16 protein-coding genes are annotated in these 18,577 nt (G+C 45.0%); 3 read left to right on the top strand and 13 right to left on the bottom strand.

Going from position 1 to position 18,577, the window contains the following annotated elements; all coding sequences use genetic code 11:
• Window positions 1-72: 72 nt before the first annotated feature.
• The 4 genes from OL444_RS08795 to OL444_RS08780 all read right to left on the bottom strand — a co-directional run bounded on the left by OL444_RS08795 (window position 73) and on the right by OL444_RS08780 (window position 2,918).
• Window positions 73-906, bottom strand: a complete 834-nt coding sequence (locus tag OL444_RS08795) for an alpha/beta fold hydrolase (protein WP_264733588.1) — start codon at window positions 904-906, stop codon at window positions 73-75.
• Window positions 907-984: 78 nt separating this feature from the next.
• Window positions 985-1,896, bottom strand: a complete 912-nt coding sequence (locus OL444_RS08790) for an HTTM domain-containing protein (RefSeq protein WP_264733589.1) — start codon at window positions 1,894-1,896, stop codon at window positions 985-987.
• On the bottom strand, window positions 1,868-2,545 hold the full coding sequence (locus OL444_RS08785) for a hypothetical protein (RefSeq protein WP_264733590.1): 678 nt from the start codon (window positions 2,543-2,545) through the stop codon (window positions 1,868-1,870). The genes OL444_RS08790 and OL444_RS08785 overlap by 29 nt, the downstream gene beginning before the upstream one ends.
• Entirely contained in the window at window positions 2,526-2,918 is a 393-nt protein-coding gene (locus OL444_RS08780; protein WP_264733591.1) for a hypothetical protein, read from the bottom strand. Before OL444_RS08780 ends, OL444_RS08785 begins: the two co-directional genes overlap by 20 nt.
• Before the next feature lie 457 nt (window positions 2,919-3,375).
• Between OL444_RS08780 and OL444_RS08775 the strand changes: the two genes are divergently transcribed.
• On the top strand, window positions 3,376-4,116 hold the full coding sequence (locus tag OL444_RS08775) for a hypothetical protein (protein ID WP_264733592.1): 741 nt from the start codon (window positions 3,376-3,378) through the stop codon (window positions 4,114-4,116).
• A gap of 358 nt (window positions 4,117-4,474) precedes the next feature.
• Entirely contained in the window at window positions 4,475-5,629 is a 1,155-nt protein-coding gene (locus OL444_RS08770; protein ID WP_264733593.1) for a hypothetical protein, read from the top strand.
• Window positions 5,630-5,728: 99 nt separating this feature from the next.
• Here OL444_RS08770 and OL444_RS08765 read toward each other — a convergent pair whose 3' ends face one another.
• The 9 genes from OL444_RS08765 to OL444_RS08725 form a co-directional block, all read right to left on the bottom strand.
• On the bottom strand, window positions 5,729-7,819 hold the full coding sequence (locus OL444_RS08765; protein WP_264733594.1) for a DUF262 domain-containing protein: 2,091 nt from the start codon (window positions 7,817-7,819) through the stop codon (window positions 5,729-5,731).
• 204 nt (window positions 7,820-8,023) lie between these two features.
• Window positions 8,024-9,196 carry a threonine aldolase family protein gene (locus OL444_RS08760; RefSeq protein ID WP_264733595.1) on the bottom strand — a complete coding sequence of 391 codons (1,173 nt, stop codon included), beginning with the start codon at window positions 9,194-9,196 and terminating at the stop codon, window positions 8,024-8,026.
• A gap of 153 nt (window positions 9,197-9,349) precedes the next feature.
• Window positions 9,350-10,603: an MFS transporter gene (locus OL444_RS08755; RefSeq protein WP_264733596.1), complete on the bottom strand. Its 1,254-nt coding sequence runs from the start codon at window positions 10,601-10,603 to the stop codon at window positions 9,350-9,352.
• Between the two features lie 48 nt (window positions 10,604-10,651).
• Entirely contained in the window at window positions 10,652-13,627 is a 2,976-nt protein-coding gene (locus OL444_RS08750) for a TonB-dependent receptor (RefSeq protein ID WP_264733597.1), read from the bottom strand.
• 23 nt (window positions 13,628-13,650) lie between these two features.
• Window positions 13,651-14,661, bottom strand: coding sequence for a FecR family protein (locus OL444_RS08745; protein ID WP_264733598.1), 1,011 nt, complete (start codon window positions 14,659-14,661; stop codon window positions 13,651-13,653).
• Between the two features lie 93 nt (window positions 14,662-14,754).
• On the bottom strand, window positions 14,755-15,357 hold the full coding sequence (locus OL444_RS08740) for an RNA polymerase sigma factor (RefSeq protein WP_264733599.1): 603 nt from the start codon (window positions 15,355-15,357) through the stop codon (window positions 14,755-14,757).
• A gap of 156 nt (window positions 15,358-15,513) precedes the next feature.
• Window positions 15,514-16,014 carry an anthrone oxygenase family protein gene (locus OL444_RS08735; protein WP_264733600.1) on the bottom strand — a complete coding sequence of 167 codons (501 nt, stop codon included), beginning with the start codon at window positions 16,012-16,014 and terminating at the stop codon, window positions 15,514-15,516.
• A 25-nt stretch (window positions 16,015-16,039) separates the two neighbouring features.
• The gene (locus tag OL444_RS08730) at window positions 16,040-16,678 is read right to left on the bottom strand and encodes an NAD(P)-dependent oxidoreductase (protein WP_264733601.1); all 639 of its coding nucleotides are present in this window, start codon (window positions 16,676-16,678) and stop codon (window positions 16,040-16,042) included.
• A gap of 72 nt (window positions 16,679-16,750) precedes the next feature.
• Entirely contained in the window at window positions 16,751-17,566 is an 816-nt protein-coding gene (locus OL444_RS08725; RefSeq protein ID WP_264733602.1) for a helix-turn-helix domain-containing protein, read from the bottom strand.
• 295 nt (window positions 17,567-17,861) lie between these two features.
• On the opposite strand from OL444_RS08725, the gene OL444_RS08720 reads away from it, so the two are divergent.
• Window positions 17,862-18,536 (top strand): response regulator transcription factor, encoded by a 675-nt coding sequence (locus OL444_RS08720; protein ID WP_264733603.1) that lies wholly within the window; start codon window positions 17,862-17,864, stop codon window positions 18,534-18,536.
• The last annotated feature ends 41 nt before the right edge of the window (window positions 18,537-18,577 follow it).

Genomic DNA, 18,577 nt, shown 5'->3' with positions numbered 1-18,577 from the left:
TTGCTTCAGGCCGGAGATACTTCGGCCTCACCTCCGGTATATCTCCTCCATACTTCTATCCTGCACCAGCCATTATTGCCCTATTTTCATCAGTAAATCAGTAAGTGCTGTCGGCATGGATAAATGAGGGAAATGACTACTTTCCAGGGTATATCCCTTTTTGATACCCGCCTCTGCTGCCATTTGTTTTTGCAGGGTAATGCCCAGGGTACGATCCAGGCGGGTATAGATGTAATACTTATCCACACTGCCGAAAGCAGCAGCCGTAACAGCCACCCGCTCATTAGAAGGATTATAGGGGTCGGGCTGATTTTCTGCTATGAGTTTTTGTTTTATTGCTTCGGGGCAATCGGCGCAAAAGACATCCGGAATTTTATGCACATCACGGATACTGATGGTAGAGAAATCTGCGGCAGGCACCAATAAGGCATGCAGCTCACTTTCCTTATCACCGGCTGCCAGCTCCAGCAAGGACTCATTACTTTTAGGCACAAAAGCACCCACATACACCAGTTTCTCAATCCGGCCAGGCATGGCTTCCGCTACGGCAGATATGATCATCCCTCCCATACTATGTCCTACCAATATGACCTTTCCTTTTGTTTGCTGAATCGCAGCCATCACTTTATCCCGGTATGTGTTCAGGTGTATACTGGCAGGCGGCGTGGTATCTTTTCCATAGCCCGGCAACGCGACTATGATCACCCGCTGTCCTCTTTGCTGTAATTCATTTTTCACGGCATCCCATACACTGGCCGGTTGAAAAGATCCTGGTACCAGCACGAAAGTAGCAGGGGGCTTATTGGCTTTGATATGGCCTGCGAAAATCACTTGCAGGAGCAACAGCCAGGTAGTAATAGCGTATAGGCGCTTACGGGAGGAGTGGTGGCATTTACTTGTTTTCATCGTTATGTTGTTTGTTTTGATAAGACAAAACTCCTTAGAACGAACTGTCAGAATTTTCACCGGTATAAATATATCTGATTATCGCCTGACAGGTAGCGGTGTACGCATAGCTGCCGGATTTACATAAGGAACATAATAAGCTGTCAGGTTCAGCAATATCAGCAACGCAGAAAAAAAGAACAATCCCATAAAGAAGGCGATAAATACATGTAGCAGTATAATGGCATACAGCCAATACCTACGGGTCGGCCGGAGATTCATGAACAATCCATATCCCATTTCCACAATGATGGTGGCCCAGCCGGAGACCACAAAGAACGGGGTATCAGCCAGAAAATCCAGACTGAAAAGGCTGTAGTAGTTGTGGCTATGCAGGGCTTTCCATAACGCTTCCCCGTTACGCCAGGTAACGCCAATTACTTTATCAAAGCCGGAAAAAAAGTAGGCAATCCCCAGGTGTGCCCGCAACAGGAAAAGGAAAGGCCGATGGTCGGGCAGTGGCATCTTGCGTTTTCTCTTGTTATCCCAGGAGTAAACAGCACCTACGGGAAAGATGCAGCAATAAAACAAGGCGAAGGTTGTATAGCCGTCGATGCCATACTCATACAAATGGATTGACTTGATGAGCAACAGTTGCAACAAGAGTGCTGCCACTGCACTGATACGGGTGAAGATGCCCCCTATCAATGCGATCAAAGCCACTGGATAGGCTATCCGGCAAAAAAGTAACAGGGGTTCATACGCAACCGGGAGGTGTATGCGATGCAGCCAGTTTTGCAAGCTTACCAACGTAGGACTGATATAGTCTGTAGTTGTATCCATAATATCCGGATAGATATAGCCTTTGTAGGAATACAGATCTGCGAAATCCGGCTGAATAGCCAGGAAGTGTAATAAGGCAAAACCAGCAATATTTACCCGAAAGAAAAATAACCAGTTGGGGTAAATAGCTGGTGATGGACTATTGCCGGTTCTTAAATTGGATATCATGTGTACGCAGGCTATAATCGACTGTAATCAGTTTAACCAGGGTATAATCAGGTGCGGCGCCGATTTTAACGGCAGCCAACGTCGGAAAATCAAGTAAATTATAACTCAGCGAGGTAGTTGTATCCTGGCAATGATGCCGCTGAAAAAGTGTGACAGCTATATTTCTGAACACCAGCTGATTGTATGCACTCATCATACTGTCTGCACCGTTTTTATGTAAACTGTCCAGTGACCCCGGTTTCATGAGATCATCCGTTAAAGCATTACCCATGGAAAAAAAACGAAGAGACGTTTCATAAGAATGGAAATCAGCAGTAATGCCTTCTCCGGCGCATTCTCCCATTAATAAGCCATTGGATCGCACGTTGATACCAAAGAAGCCATAGCCGGTTTCGGCACCGGTATATCTGCCATAATACCTGGCAGGATGGCTGTTCAACCACTTTTCCAGGGTAAGCGCCAGTGGGAAAGTATTAGGCTCCCTGTGAAACTCCTTATAGGAACTATATACCGTAACGGCATTGACGACAAAAATAAACAACAGGTGAAAGATGATCCAACTGTATAACACACGCTGTTTCCACCAAACGATGGCTGTTGCATATGCAGCCAGCCATCGTTTTAATGCTTTATTTACCCGCAGCTGCATACTTCGTTAAGATCTCGTTAGCTCTGATTACTTCCTGCGGTAACTCTCTGATAGATTTCCAGAAAATAAAACGGGTAGATACCCAGTCTTTATAAATGGAGGTTTCAAAGATACCTCCGGAAGCCCTGTTTCTGGGATCTCTTGCTGAGATAGTGATTTCTTTCTCTGCAAAATCCTTGATACCATAGTGCTCCGCGATGACTTTTTTAATTTCTGCCTGCTCTTCTGCAGATACATGTTTAACCGCTACCCTGGATACGGCGTAAAGATTCTTACTGACCCGTTTTACACCATTGGTTTGCTTTTGTTGAATCGTGAAAGAAAATAATAATAAAACAGGAACGCATAATGTTAACCACATTAGCTTTTTCATAATCTACATTTTGGGGATTACTCCTACTCTTTTATAAAGGCATTTTCGGAATCCTGCCTGTAGTTATCCACATGAGTATATAAAACTTAAAAATCTCTCCATGAGGTTTGGAGTCCTGTCATAAGTATGTTAAGTTACTATTTTTTAAGCTAAGCATAAAAAATTTCGCCAGATAAATGAAAACTTACATATTAAAATAATTACCTAACTAATGGATATACAATCGGTCTGTTGCCCTTCTTCGTGCATAGTATCAGGAAGCGTTACCTGGCTGCAGGAACACCATAAACACACCTGTTGTGTCATTTCACTTACTCCCATTAACTTTATACAGCGATATAATTATACCTATTGATATTGATAACCCTAACCAACCATACACGCTATACGAAAAAGAACCGAGCCCTGAATTAACATCTCAAAGCAAGTATTTTTTCAACCCCAAAAACAAACCATTATGATTCGGAAATTCATTTTCTCCGCCGCTGTGCTATTAGCAGCAGCAGGCACCAGCTATGCACAATCCAATTCCTTTCCTTCCAGTGGCAATGTGGGCATAGGTACTACCAGCCCTTCTGCCAAATTGCAGGTAATTGGCCAGCTAAAAGTAGAAAACGCCAACAACACACATGCGCAGTTTGGTAACTACTGGCCCCTCTATGCTATCTCCAACTGGCCCAACGTTGGCTTTAATGCTTACTTTGATGGTGGCTGGAAATACGGCGCCGGCAGCGCCGGTAACTACGCCGGCTCCCTGGCATTAAATCCTGTTACCGGAGATTATACCTTTTATGGTTCCGGCACCACCGGTAATGCAGGAAGTGCTTTTGCCAATATCCCTTTATTTGTCATCAAACAAAATGGCAACGTAACCATTGGCAATCCTGCTGCCGCCACCTATAAACTTACCGTAGAAGGCAGTATAGGCGCCACTGCCCTGAACATAAAGTCTGCCGGCGCTAAACAGTCTGTATTTAACAATGATTACAAACTGCCTCCGTTAGCAGATGTGGAAAAACATATTCTCACCAACAAATCATTACCAGGTATCGCATCTAATCAAACGGATATAGAATTGGGTCAGGCCAACAAGATCCTGGTACAAAAAGTAGAAGAGCTTACACTCTATATTATACAGCAACAAAGTGATATCAAAGCACTTCAGCAAAAAGTATCAGCGTTGGGTAGAAAAAAATAAACGCTGTTCCCTTCCACACAAAACAGGCAGGTAACCCACATGGTTTACCTGCCAATTTCATGCTTGTACTTCCCGCAGAAAAGAATCGTTTTTCCTTACGTGATAACTTTGCTTTGCACTTCACTCTTTTCTGCTTTACCGCTAATACACTGACTGTTACCTTATTCCCTCTTACCTTGGCAAGTTCGGCCGCTTTAACTTTATCGCTATCATAAAATACCCTTTTCAAAAACGTATATTCATTATACGTTATCATTGCTTCTTACCTGTATGTTACCCGAAGACCGATGCCTGATAACTGATCGCCAATAACCTTATCTACTCATCAGTTGATTTTTCACCTTTAATCCACTCCTATATGAAACTACGTCTCATTATCGCCTACTATGTCTGTTGTGGCGTGTTGTTATTCTCCGCCTGTAAAAAGACAGCTACTCCCGCTTCCGACCTGCATACAGATAATAGTACTGCAGCTGCAAAAGGACCCGTATCCAGGATTCTCATCAACACCCATGGCATTGGCGGGTACGATTTTGCCGATGGATTGGACATGGGTTTTCCCTTCGATTATAACAGTACCGGTAAAGCTGATCATTTTTTCTTTTACCGGCCCGGAGAAGGCCTCGTACAGGTAACCCAACATGTAAACAATGCATTTACCGGCATTTATGCCACCAGACAAGGTATTGGCAATTTTGACCTGAGAGATATCCGTAACAGGATATTCCCCTATGATTACAATAGCAGCGGAAAAATGGACCATCTCGTCATATTTGGCAGAATGACCGGAAAGATCTGTATTGTCAAAAATGTCAACGGTAGCTTTGTAACCGTATATACCTCTCCAAACGGCGTGGACGGCTTTCCGATTACCTATGCCGGAGATGAAGGTACTGCCTTTGATTACGCTGGTACCGGCAAAAAAGATCACCTGCTCTTTTACAGCCCGGGCAGAGGAGATATCCGCATCCTGAAAAGAACCGCCAATGGCTTTACGACCGTGTATACCTCTACTACCGGTATTGGTGGCGCAGACCTCAGTCGTAATCAGGACAGAATTGTTGGCTTCGACTACACCGGCAGCGGAAAAGCAGACCATCTGCTGATTACCCGCTCCATTATAGGAATGGCGTGGATACTCAAAAACGTAAACGGGGTATTCACTCCTGTATTTACATCTACACATGGCATTGGCGGGTTTGATATGGTACATATGCATGATCAGATTCTTCCCTACGATTATAACAACAGCGGAAAAGAAGATCACCTGATCCTGTACAGACCCGGAGCGGCTTATATCTTTATCGTCAAAAATACCAATGGCACCTTTTCACCGGTATATTCCTCCGGATTTGGGATAGGCGGCTACCCGCTCAATTCATGGAAAGATGTATTGTTCCCTTACGATTATAATTCCAACGGAAAAGCCAATCATATCTTCCTGTGCAGGCCAGGAGATGGCTGGGCATGTATCCTGCAGAATAACAGTGGTACGTTTACGCAGGTGTATTAAAAACATACTCCCGGAGATACCTTATCGGCAGTATCTCCGGGAGTAATTTAAAAAGGGTGGCCTGATTAGCGCAGGCTCAATTATCATTCATAACAGCCATTAATTGCCATTCACGATTTCTCCATTAGCGTATTTAATAAACAATTCGTCTTCAAAACCAAATATGGTCAAGGCTTGTTTAATTCTATCAAACTTGGCCATATTATCGATATTCGCTTCCATAAAATAAGTCCCATTTAATGCGACTGCCTGTCTTAACCCTGCCTCCTTTGGATTGGTAGAGAGACTAATTCTGGTACCAATTTCCGATGCAAAGAACGTTTCGGGCTGTAGTTCAAAGAGTTGCTTAAACACTTCGATATACAATTTAGCCACCTGTGTAACTGCTAATTTCTGATCGAAGAAAATTGCATATTCCAGTTTTCTGTGTTTTGGTGCATCTGCATCAAAAATATTTACTTCATCATTCGTTGCTTCCAGCTCTATCTGAATGTCTGGTATCTCCCACACCTTCAGAAACCGTTCTGCGATTAATTCAGTTCTGTGCTCTATTTCTTCCCTGCCCCATTTCTCTTTTTCTTTCAATGATCTGTTTAGCCACAATCTGCTGTATTTATACCCCTGTTCTTTATCATCTACATTCATTTCTCTTTTATCCAGAAAGGATTTATTGCCCAATCTGCCATTATTACCGGACAGGGTCAGATTACCGACTATATTCAGGTAGTTTTCTTTTATAAAATTGTATTCCTCTGTTCCCAATACTGTTTTCCAGCTGTGATCCGGGTTTTGCGGAAAGATATGTTCTACTGTAATATCTACATTACCATCAATTACCACTACTTCATTATTCTGAAAATTCTCTAACCTCTCAAAGAGATAAGTACGGTTTTTAGGTTTGATCGTGTATACATCTTTTTCCTTCAAAGCATTGATAATTTCGGCATTCCGGGGGAAACGCTGCACGCCGGTACGTATTAGTAGTGATTTTTGTATAGAATACAGGTAATTATCAATTTCTACTTTATCGTACAAATTCATAAATATCTTATTCAGTGCATTGGTGGGTAAACTCACCATAAATCTCCGCCAGGTAAACGACTGTACTAACGAAAGCACATCAATGAAAGTCTGCTTACTAATTTTCCCATTTGAAAAATCTTCATATACTTTCATCAAAAAGGGAAAAGCTACATTTATTTCCAACCTGTTTATATATTCCAGATGTATCCTCACCGCTTCATCCGGCTCATTTTTAGGATTAATCAGTTTATTATAGAATCGTACCAACGATTTTAAGGAAGACAATTCTTTTTTCAATTCATCAATAGTGGTGGTAGGATACTGGGCTTTAAACTTGATATATACATCTCCCTTATTCGGAATTTCTTTATTGATCAATGTCAGATAATCGCGGATAAAATCTGAAACTCTGCTTTTATTCAAGGTTTCATCCTTCGCATTGGACTCAATCACCTCCCAATAGTTTCTGTAGATATCTTCCTGATCTCGCCGGGATAAGCCCATCAGAATATAGTTCCGGATAAGATCTGCCTGCGATAACTCTAAGCCGGTAGAGTTTAAGCTCTCAAAAATCCTTTGGGGATTATCCTTTTGCCGGTCCAGTGCAATATCTACAAAAATTAATTTTGCCAACCCTTTTTGTACAATCTCATAATTATCTTTACTGATACCGGATTTAAAAAAATTAAAATTCTCAATAATCCGGGAATACCCTTTAAACTCCACGCCATCCTCCGCATTTAAAATATGTTTTAATGCCTGTTTATTATTATCCGTGGGTTTGAGTTTTAATTTCTCCTCTTCAGACGCAAATTCATTAATCAAATAGGTTTTATGAATGCGGTTTTCCAGTTGTTTATTTTCCAGCTGTCTGGCCAGTCTGTATAAGGCGATATAGATAAGGGTAATCGTCGTCAGTCGCTGCTGTCCATCAATAATGGTCAGTTCGGTCATACCGGACGCAGTATACACATCATCATGCACGTAAACAATGCTACCTATAAAGTGCGCATTGACTCTTTCATTTGATCCTGCTTCAAAGATATCGCGCAACAACTGCCCACATTGGGTGAGGGTCCAGTCATAATTTCTTTGATAAACCGGTATAGCGAATGCAGTTTCGTTGGTAGCTAAAAACTTATCTACTTTGGTTTCGTTTGCCTTCATAGTAATTACTGTCGGTTATTCTATATAATTAATGGAAAGAGGGTATTTCCATTTAAATTACATAATTATCCTGATTCTCAGCAACCTATCCATCCTCAGCTATTCTACAAGCAGCTTTCTATTTACCTGACAGGCAGTATTTACGCGATAAATCACTCAACTAATCCAGTTCATTCTTTTCATTCAGTTAATACCATCTCTGCCCTACAACACCTCCTTTATCGCCTGCCGATAAGCCGCTACAATATGTTCCACCTTCCGGTTTAACAGGGTTTCATTGAAGTTGAGTCTTACTTTGCCATTTTCCACGGTGCGCCGCATCACGATCTGATGCCTTGCCCGCAAGACATTCGACAGCTTTTCGTTATTGATTTTTTTACTGACTTCCATTTCGCACACATTGGAGCCATGCGTATAGGGCACTATTTTCAGCTCCGGAAACTGATTCAGCTGACGGATCAGTTCTTTGGCCTGGCGTGCGGTTGCCTGCAGGCGTTCCTCCAGGCCATCGATGTAGTGGAGTGCCAGCGCACTGTTGACCCAGTTACGATAAATAGCGCCGCCATGGATCTTTATCTGGTGCTCCATTTTATCTATTACCACCTTATCGCCGCAAAGTATGGCTCCACTGACTGCTCCCACACATTTATACAAAGAGATGAAGACGGTATCAAAGTAACGGGCATATTCCTGTATGCTTACACCGGCAAATGCCGCGGCCAGGTGCAATCTCGCGCCATCCAGGTGCAGCCGGTAGCCTTTCTCCCGGCAGAAGGCGGAGATGCGGCGGATTTCTTCCAATGGGAACGTCTGGCCATCACACCGCCGTACCGGATTCTCGATAGACACTACGCCAACACCGCTTTTAAACACCTCGCCCTCTTCGTAATAAGCGAGTGCCTGTTGCAATGTTTCCAAGGTAAAAAAGGGTTCTCCCGGGGCGAGGGGTATCAGTCGCTTCCGGTGTACCGACTGGGCCGCATCCGCTTCATCGCGGTATACATGGCTGGTTTCCTGTACAAACACCTTGGTATCCTCTCCGCTCAGCATCATAATGGCTAACTGATTGGCCATGGTACCAGTGGGCATATATATCGCCTTTTCTTTACCGGTCAGCTGGCGGAACTTTTCCAGCAACGCCTCCATAGTGCCCTCCTGGCCGTAGAAGTCGGGCACAATCGCCGTTTGTTTATTTATTTCCTGTAACTTATCCAGCATGGCTGCCGGACTTAACGACAATCCATCATTAATAAAATTTACCGGCGCCAAAGCCGGCTCCTGTGGTGCTGCCATGCCTGTTACCAAAGCGGGCATACATACCGGCAGTACGGAAAGCCCCGCTGATTTCAGAAAGTCGCGTCTGTTACTATTTGCCATTATTTCATACAGGTTAATGTGAGAAGATAGCAGAAGATACTCATTTTTTACAGTGTCTGAAAACCGTTGTACAGCAAGAAAAGAAGTGGCTACTACAAAAAAAATCGGGAGCCTGTAACTCCCGATTTTCAAATTGTATCAATAGCAAAGCTGCTATCCCTCTGCAACAGCGCTGCTGTTCAGCGGTCTGGAGGCATCAATTTTCAGCCAGAGCAATCCGCTGCAGATAACAATAACACCGATAATGATAATCGGCAGGTTCCAGTCATGGGTGCTGCTGATCAGGTAACCAAATCCTACCGACATAATGGTGGAACCGATTTGCCCGAACATATGCATCGCACCGGAAATGGCGCCGGCATCCTTGCCCCCGATATCGGTGGCTACCGTCCACGAAACCGGTAAGGTGAAATCTTTAAACGCCAATCCCAGTGACAACAAAATAATACATACCATATGATTGGGCGTTAAAGCTGCCAGAATCATGAATACACCAGCGATGAGCAGTCCACCCAGCCCGATGATTCTGCGGCCCCATTTGATGCCAAATTTGCGGGAAAGATAATCACAGGAAAATCCACCGATCAGACACCCGATTGCGCCCAGGATAAACGGCATGGATAAAAATCCCATTTCCGTGGTATCAAAGCCCCTCCCCTGGCGTAAATATTTAGGCATCCAGGATAGAAAGAAATAAGCCCCGAACATGTACAGGAAATACATCATCATCAATGCCCACAGGTTACTGCTCCGCAATATTTTACGGAAAGGCAGGGAGTGGCCTGCTGTCTTGATTTTACGGGTAGACTCTATTTCTTCTATTTCAGCAGCTGTAATGCCTGGCATCTGCGATGGATTTTCCCGGAAAAAAAACCACCATAACACGGCCCACAAAATACCAATGCCTCCAAAAGTATAAAACACATACCGCCAGCCCCAGGTTTCCTGTATAGGAATAATAAACACCGGCGCCAGCGCACCGCCAAAGCGGGTAAACATCCATATAAAAGATTGTGCCCGGCCACGCTCCACAGCAGGAAACCATTTCGATAACGCAATGGATATATTGGGGAAAGCGCCGGCTTCGCCACTGGCAAACAGGAACCGTACAATGATCAATACCATAAAGCTACCTGCTACTCCGGTGAGCATCGTAAATACCGACCACCATAATACAATCAGCAGCAGGATCGTTTTCACCCCCATTTTATCTCCCAACATTCCCATGGGTATCTGAAAGATGCCATACGCAATAGAAAAAGCCGCCAGTAACCACCCGAACTCTTTTTCAGATATATGCAATTCACTGGTAATCCCATGTTCTGCTACGGATAAAGCAGTTCGGTCCAGGTAAGTAATAATCGCCAGGATGCATAATACACCCAGTACTAAAAAACGTTTCTTCATATTGTTCCTTTTTGATTGACCGGTAGTTATCCACCACCGGCCGCATGGCTAAAATCCAATCCTGATGGCACTGTAGTAATAGGCACCCATAAATCCGAACTGGGAAGTAAAACGGGTATAGGGTGTCTGACCGGAAGAAGTTAAAGAAGGATGGGCAATCTTATCCGGATAGACATTACCGATATTATTGGCGCCGGCCGACCAGGCAATATGTGGAGTGATGTTATAGGTGAGCGCCACGTCCGTGATGATTTTAGCACCGAATGTCTGGTCGAGTTTTGCATCTCCCTGGCGGGCCGTCACTTCCCCGAAACGGGTTCCCCGGATCAACGCTTCTACCTTGCCCAAACGATAATTGGCCGACACAATGACCTTATTACGCGGTTGCGCCACCTCTATCAGTCCGATCATAATACGGTCGATAATAGCGCCCCCTAAAGCCTGCAGCTTATCCGGCGTACGGATGTTTCCGATCAGCCGGGTTTGATTCAGCATCACCGCTGCATTCAGGGTCAGTTCATTTTTAGGATTGAATTTTTCGCGGTAGGTGGCTACCATATCCAGGCCTTTGGTACGGGTGTCTACGGCATTGGAGAAAAATTGTACCTGCGCATAACCGGAACCATTGAAAACAGGTGCCAGTAAAGTGCTGGTAGCGTCCAGCTGGGCAGATATCACTACCCTGTCTTTAATATCAATCTGGTAGGCATCTACCGTCATGAGGAATTTATGTCCCAGCTGCAGGGTAAAACCGGCGTTGTAATCCATGGATATCTCCGCTTTCAGTTTACCTACACCCAGTTGTTGTACATAGGGATTATCATTTCTCAGGTGTGCTACCGGATAGGAATCGAATATGCCATTGATGGTGAGCCACTGCGCATCCGCATTGCTGCTGTAATACAGCTGATGCATGGAAGGCGCGCGGAAGCTACGGTTTACAGATCCCCGCAGGGCAAAAGCTTCTGCCAGTTTCCAGCGGGCAGATAGTTTTCCGGAGAGGTTGGCGCCGAAGTCGCTGTAGTTTTCAAAGCGGATGGCAGCGCCCAGCAACAGCTGTTTGGTAATATCGCTTTCTACATCCACATACACCCCGATGTTATTACGGCTGCGGGCAATGGCGTTATCCACACTGATACCTTCGCGGCCACTGGAGCCTACATCTGTTTGTGTAACCGGTCCTTTTTTCCAGGAGGCTTCATCACCCGCTTTCATGCGGTAACGTTCCATCCTGAATTCAGCGCCCAGCGCCATACTGAAAGATTCCAATGCACCGATATTCCGGAAATTCTTAGAGAAATTCACATTACTGGTACTTTGCCCGAATGCCAGTGAACCGGTATAGAAGCTCACGGGAGAGGCTTCTCCATAAGAGGGATTCACCGTATTGTTCACATACATATCGATCCGGTTACTGCCGTAGGTAGTGCTGAAATCCATGTTCCAGCCGGTAGCCAGCGTTTTTTTCAGGCCGGCTGTTGCTGCCACATCTTTTAAGGTACCCGGGAATACCGGCGAGTAACCATTCGGATAGATGTTCAGTACCGTCCGTTTTTCATTGCTGGGAGGCCGCAGGAAGCCATATGCGGTCATGTCTTTATAGGAATATCCGCCAAATGAATAGAGCGTCCAGTTTTTACCCATTGGCAATTCCGCATTATAAAAACCGACGCCCATGGTGTTTTTTGCAATCCCATACCGTGCTACGTCCCGGTTAAAGTTCCGGGTCTTTACCATGGCATCGTCCTGCGTTTTATCATTTACGTATACCCGTCCGGTATAGTCGCCGGAGCGATCGGTTGGTTCGTTGTGATGAAACTGAAAGGTGGTGTTGATAAACCCGCCTTTGCGGCCCAGCGGCAATCCGAAGTTCACCGCCTGTTCATAGGTTTGGCCATCGCCTTCTTTGGTGGCACCATAGTGGCCCGTTACACTGCCTCCTTTATCATTTCTTTTCAGCTGTATATTTACAATGCCGGCAATAGCATCGGAGCCATATTGGGCTGCGGCGCCGTCCCGTAGTATTTCCACCCGTTCTATGGCTGCAGTAGGAATCGCATTCAGGTCGGTACCTACGGTACCCCGTCCTACCACGTTATTCACATTCAGCGCGGACGACTGGTGCCGGCGCTTGCCATTGATCAGTACCAGTGTCTGGTCTGGCCCAAGGCCGCGCAGGGTTGCCGGGTCTACATAGGAAGTAACATTGCTGATCCCATGTTTGGTAGAGTTAAAAGAAGGCGCAGAAAAGTGAATCATCTGCCCTAATTCTGTCTGCCCGGTTTTCTGCATTTCTTTACCGGAGATAACATCAATCGGAACAGGCTTTTCCACATTGGTACGGGCAATATTACCCCGTGAGCCAATCACCACTACTTCGCCCATCTTCTGCGCGGTGGCTGTCAGCTCTATATCCCAGGATGTCTGATTGCCGACCGAAATTTCCTGCGTATCATATCCCACATAGCTGATAACAAGTACATCACCCGGGGTAACATTCAGTTGAAATACGCCTTCGTTGTTGGTAATGGCGCCGGTATTTTTTCCTTTCACAGAGATGCGAGCGCCAGGTAATGGTGTATGATCGGTAGCGGCCAGTATCCGGCCTTTAATGATACCTAACGGCGCTGCGGAGATTTCTTTTTCCGTGTTGTTTTTTTCTTTCTTCCTGGTAACAGGTGCAGGCAAGGCGGTAATGGTGATCTGCTTTTCGGTCACCCTTTTGAAGGTCAGGTGAAAGGGTGTCAGTAACCGGGTCAGCTCTTCTTCCACAGTGTTGTGATTGTTTTCTGTAAAATGAGCCACTGTCTGATTCCTCACTAACTGGTCCATATATACGAAACTGACATGGAATCTTTTCTCCAGGTCCGACAATACGGCTTTCAGCTGGCTTTCCTGCAACACCCTGTTTTCTACGGACAGGGGCCGGGGCAGCATGAAAGGATGGGCAGACACGGGTGTGGTTGTCTGAAAAAGAAGGCATAGGAATGCTGTTTGCGTGGTAGCATGCAAAATCAGTTTCATAACGGATGTTTTGGCGGGTACTTTTAATTCCCGGTAATAATGATTTGGTTGTTCGTTTTTCTAACGTCGGTATTTAACAAACCAGACAAAGTGCTGATGACGGTAGCTTCATTGTTCAGTTCAATGATCCCGGAGATTTTTATGTCCTGCATCCTGCTATCCTGAATGATAAAGGGCGTTCCGAAGTAGCGCTGCAGCCGGTCACATACATTTTTCAATGATTCCTGTTCAAAAATAAGCTGGTGGTTGATCCAGGCCGTATATACCGCCGGGTCCACCGTTTTAACGATAAGTGCTCCCGAAGATTTATTATAGTGCATATATTCATGCGGGCGCATGACCAGCTTTTTTCCGGTGCTGGCAATGTCTACCCGTACTTTACCACTTTTTAGCATGACGGCTGCCACATCCCGGTTACTCACATTAAATTCCGTTCCCAATACAGCGATGTTTACAGCACCGGCATGTACCGTAAAAGGTGGTGGTGTACCCTGTTGCAGAGATGGTTGCCGTACCTGCAGGAAAGCCTCTCCTTCCAGCCATATTTCCCGTTTGTGATGATGCCAGCTGTTGCGGTAAGTGAGGCGGGAATCGGCATTCAATATCACCCTGGAGCTGTCCGGCAACCATATAGCACTGGTTTCCCCATATTTTGTAATAATGGTGGTGGTACTGGTATATTGCAGCAGGAAAAAAGTGAGTGTACCTGCCAGTATCAGTACAGCTACGGCAGCGGCTATACGTATATTACGCCATAAATGCTGTATACGTGTAGCGGGTTGGCTGTCTTCCTGTAAGGTAGCATCTATACGTGCTTTCAGGGAAGTATAATATACTTCCGGTACCGGTGTGGCGGATGACTGTACACTATTGATGACAGCTGCCGCCTGTGCTACTACCTGTTTTTTATCCGGATGTATACGCAGCCAATTGTACCAAAACCGGTTACTCGTTTCATCAGGGGTACGCACCCATCTGATGAAATATTCATCTTCCAGAAAGTCTGCTATATCAAAATCTTCATACTGCTGCATATACTGTTTTAAACAGGAATTACTATAGAGAGATAAAAGCCGGGATGATTACCCCACGGGGAGACAATTATTTTTAGAAATTTTATCCGTTTGTTATAACAGACAGTAAATCAATATACATACCGGGGTACCGAGTTCGCGAAGGGTGGCAATAGCCCTGCCCATTAGTTTATAACAACCTTTCATGGTGAGGTTCATATTACCGGCTATTTCTTCGAAGGATAATCCTTCATAATAACGCAGATAAATGACTTCTTTCTGCCGGTTGGTGAGTTGCGCCAGCAGGCGGGCGACCTTATCGCGCAATACCCACTCATTTTCCTTATCCATTATTTCCGTTTCCGGAGAAAGGGTTAACCGGAAATCATAATGATCTTCTGCACCGGTATCACGGGAAATCGTACGCTGCGCTTCTTTCAGGCGACGTAGCAGGGATGTACGCAATGCTTTTATCAGATAGCTTTTCAGGGAAGTTTGTATACTTAGTTCCTGCCGCCGTGCCCAGATCCATACAAATAAGTCATGCAGGCTGTCTTCCACCAGGGTAGTATCTGCTGTAAATTTCAGTCCGTATTGGTGAAGACCTTTGATGTACTTATTATATAGTGCAGTAAAGGCAGCATAGTTGCCCGATGTGATTTGCTCCAACAGTAGCCTATCTTCTTCAAAGCTATATACAGGCGTGGTTTTATCCATCAATCATCTAGTATTGGTTGCAGGTCATGATTCATAATGCCTATCATGGAAGATACAAAAAAAACAAATGATGCATCTCTCTGTTATCATCTCACAAAAAAAAATGTTATACCCTCCTGGTGGTATAACATTTTACATAAGACCAATACAGTATAGCTATTTAGACAACACTTCCCGCGAGGTATGCAAACAGGCTACGATGACCAATATGGCACTGACTACAGATGCCCAGGTACGGATGGTGTGCAGGCTGTTCCAGCTATTTTCAAATTTAGCCCGCTGCTGCGCCAGTTCTGCTACGGAGGCTCCTTTAATATTAAAAGCATCCAATGCATCGTTGAGCGGCACATTGCCGGCAGCGGTTACCCCAAATACCCCCACGATATAAATCACGGTAGCCGCCAGTAAACACCAGAAACTAACAGTAATGCCTTGCCGGTATTCCAGGTAAGTACTCACCGGCAGGAACAACACGGAGCCCATAAACACCAGGAAAAACACCGGATTCAGAATAGCCCGGTTAATAGATTGCATAGCCTCCAGATAACCGGCATCCGGCAAACGCCCCAGACCGGGATTAACAGAGCAGGAATAGCCGTAGAAGATACCCGCCACCAGCGCGGCTGCAATGGCGGTAATCACTAACATCATTTTCATAAATAGCAGTATCATGGGTTTAAATTCAATAAGATATACCAGGTGTTTTTCCCAGGTAGACAGTTGTAGTCAACTGTTTCAGCATAAAATCAGCTACGTCTGCACGGGATACTTTCACCTTAATTGTTTTGTCTGTAGCAGCAAATCCGTGTTTATACAGGCCAGTATGTTTACCATCTGTCAGGTTGCCCGGGCGTACAATCACCCAATCCAGCCTGCTTTGCCGGATGTGTTCTTCCTGTAAGGCATGGTCTGCAAAACCTGTCTTTAATACGAAAGGCACTATCAGATATTTGAAATAGAAAGGCGTTCTGTTCAGCACCTGCCGGCTATCGCCATATCCCAGGGAAGTCTGACAAATAAAGCGTTTCACACCAGCCTTTTCCATCGCCCGGATCACATTCAGCGTACCGATTGCCCGTATTGGTTCTTTATGCGAGGCAGGCACACCTAATGCTGACAATACGGCATCCTGCCCGGCCATGGCACGTTCCAGTGAATCCATATCCATGACATCTCCCTGTATGATGGTAAGATGCGAATGTCTGAGCTGTAATTTTGCAGGATTACGTACGAAAGCGCTTACGTGATGTCCCTGATTCAGGGCTTGTTCTACCAGCTGCGCACCCGTGCCACCAGTGGCTCCTATAATAAGTATGTTCATCATCATTTGGTTTTAATACACCAAAATTAGCACGATGGAGGAGCGTAAAATAGAACAAAACCGACAACCTTACTATTTCGTTTGTGTGGTAAAATTTTCCATTACTTCTGTAGACAGTTTCTGATATTGATAAGGAGATACCCCTGCAAACTCTTTAAAAGAACGTATAAAATGTGACTGATCTGCATAGTCGTTACCAAATGCAATATCGGAAAGCTTATCGTAGCTGTTGGTTCTCAGCTGGCTCAAAGAGGCCTGAAAACGGGAAATACGGGAAAATAATTTGGGAGAGATACCTACATACTGTTTGAACTTACGTTCGAAACTTCTCTCCGACAGATGTAACTGCTCATGTAATGTTTTCATGGAAATACTTCCTTTCGACGCTACAATGCTGGACAGCGCATACTGCATGGCATCATCTGCGCAGGTACTGTTTTTCCGGATCATAAATAACAGATAGGCCGATATGATGGCTATCTGATCTTTTAAAGCAGGTGTATCCGCCAGTTGTTCCAGCAGGTAATATCCCTGTTCCCCGGCCAGCAGATCCAGGTCCAGGCAGGTATCGGTGAGTTCCCCGGCATTCAGCCCGAAAATGGATTTCAGCGCGCTGGGATAAAAGTAAATGCCTACCGTACTAAATTTTCCTTTCAGCTTTATCTCTGCATGCCGGGTAGCCTGGCCATACAAAATAATACCTGGTAGCTCTTTATCATTTTGGAATAATACTCCTTTGTCCGGTTGTTGAAAGATAAGGCCCGGGCAGCCATCGGCAATGGTCCGGAAAGATTGTGACAGTACATCGGTTTGATCGCTTTCCAATACCCAGTAATGCCGGACATAGTTTTTCAGATAATCAGGCGGTTGTATTTGTTGGTATTTCATTACCAGATCAGATTTTCACCTTAAATCTACCAATTACCCGCTAATATACCAATTGCGGGCTCCGTTTCTCCTGGTTACCACAATAGCCCTGCCTCCTGTCCCTTTATTAAAACCATATTAGAAATGTAGTTATCACTCCTGGATACCGTCCCCGCATATGCTTCACCAGCAACACTTTCATGACATTATTGTCCGGAGCCATTTTTACACGGAGATTAGATTTCTCTAATGCGGTACTGAGCAACAAGTGAAACAAATAATTTTGAAAAATTTCCCACCCGTAGCAAGTATACCAATGATAAATATTTTGTTGATAGAAGATGAACCCAAGGTTGTCGCATTTATTAAAAAAGGCCTGGAAGCTCACCGGTATCATGTAACGGTAGCCTACGACGGCGCCACCGGCCGTACCATGGCATTACAACAGGACTTTGACCTGATCATACTGGATGTTATACTGCCCCACTATAATGGCCTGGAAGTATGCAGCTATATCCGGCACTTCAAACGGGACCTGCCTATATTGATGCTGACCGCTCTGGGCACGTTGGGCGATAAAGTACGGGGCTTTGAAAACGGCGCCGACGACTACCTCACCAAACCCTTTCATTTCGAAGAGCTGCTGATGCGTATCAAAGCCCTGAGCCGCCGCAATACCATGACTTCTCCTGCCGCGGTATATCATGCCGATGACCTGGAAATGGATTGTTACCGCCGCGCCATTGTGCGCAATGGCCGGGAGATTATGCTGACAGTAAAGGAATTCACCTTACTGGAAGTGCTCCTGGTCAACAAAAACAGGGTACTGTCGCGCACAGAAATTGCGGAAGCAGTATGGGGCATCGATTTCAACCGGGGTACTAATCTCATCGATGTATACATCAATTATCTGCGGAGTAAAGTAGATAAAGGATTCTCCAAACAACTGATTCATACTGTCATTGGTGTGGGCTATGTGCTGAAAGATTAAGCATCGGTTCTACACTCCATTTCCAGGTGTTTTAAATTTTT

Origin of the sequence: Chitinophaga nivalis (assembly GCF_025989125.1) — a bacterium.
Taxonomy (GTDB): Bacteria; Bacteroidota; Bacteroidia; order Chitinophagales; family Chitinophagaceae; genus Chitinophaga; species Chitinophaga nivalis.
Note: the sequence above shows the minus strand (reverse complement) of the source record. Positions and strands in the feature narration are given on the sequence as shown.

Bases quoted from the DNA above. Each gene is read 5' to 3' on its own strand.
- OL444_RS08795 (WP_264733588.1), bottom strand. From the start codon at position 906: ATGAAAACAAGTAAATGCCACCACTCCTCCCGTAAGCGCCTATACGCT.
- OL444_RS08790 (WP_264733589.1), bottom strand. From the start codon at position 1,896: ATGATATCCAATTTAAGAACCGGCAATAGTCCATCACCAGCTATTTAC.
- OL444_RS08785 (WP_264733590.1), bottom strand. From the start codon at position 2,545: ATGCAGCTGCGGGTAAATAAAGCATTAAAACGATGGCTGGCTGCATAT.
- OL444_RS08780 (WP_264733591.1), bottom strand. From the start codon at position 2,918: ATGAAAAAGCTAATGTGGTTAACATTATGCGTTCCTGTTTTATTATTA.
- OL444_RS08775 (WP_264733592.1), top strand. From the start codon at position 3,376: ATGATTCGGAAATTCATTTTCTCCGCCGCTGTGCTATTAGCAGCAGCA.
- OL444_RS08770 (WP_264733593.1), top strand. From the start codon at position 4,475: ATGAAACTACGTCTCATTATCGCCTACTATGTCTGTTGTGGCGTGTTG.
- OL444_RS08765 (WP_264733594.1), bottom strand. From the start codon at position 7,819: ATGAAGGCAAACGAAACCAAAGTAGATAAGTTTTTAGCTACCAACGAA.
- OL444_RS08760 (WP_264733595.1), bottom strand. From the start codon at position 9,196: ATGGCAAATAGTAACAGACGCGACTTTCTGAAATCAGCGGGGCTTTCC.
- OL444_RS08755 (WP_264733596.1), bottom strand. From the start codon at position 10,603: ATGAAGAAACGTTTTTTAGTACTGGGTGTATTATGCATCCTGGCGATT.
- OL444_RS08750 (WP_264733597.1), bottom strand. From the start codon at position 13,627: ATGAAACTGATTTTGCATGCTACCACGCAAACAGCATTCCTATGCCTT.
- OL444_RS08745 (WP_264733598.1), bottom strand. From the start codon at position 14,661: ATGCAGCAGTATGAAGATTTTGATATAGCAGACTTTCTGGAAGATGAA.
- OL444_RS08740 (WP_264733599.1), bottom strand. From the start codon at position 15,357: ATGGATAAAACCACGCCTGTATATAGCTTTGAAGAAGATAGGCTACTG.
- OL444_RS08735 (WP_264733600.1), bottom strand. From the start codon at position 16,014: ATGAAAATGATGTTAGTGATTACCGCCATTGCAGCCGCGCTGGTGGCG.
- OL444_RS08730 (WP_264733601.1), bottom strand. From the start codon at position 16,678: ATGAACATACTTATTATAGGAGCCACTGGTGGCACGGGTGCGCAGCTG.
- OL444_RS08725 (WP_264733602.1), bottom strand. From the start codon at position 17,566: ATGAAATACCAACAAATACAACCGCCTGATTATCTGAAAAACTATGTC.
- OL444_RS08720 (WP_264733603.1), top strand. From the start codon at position 17,862: ATGATAAATATTTTGTTGATAGAAGATGAACCCAAGGTTGTCGCATTT.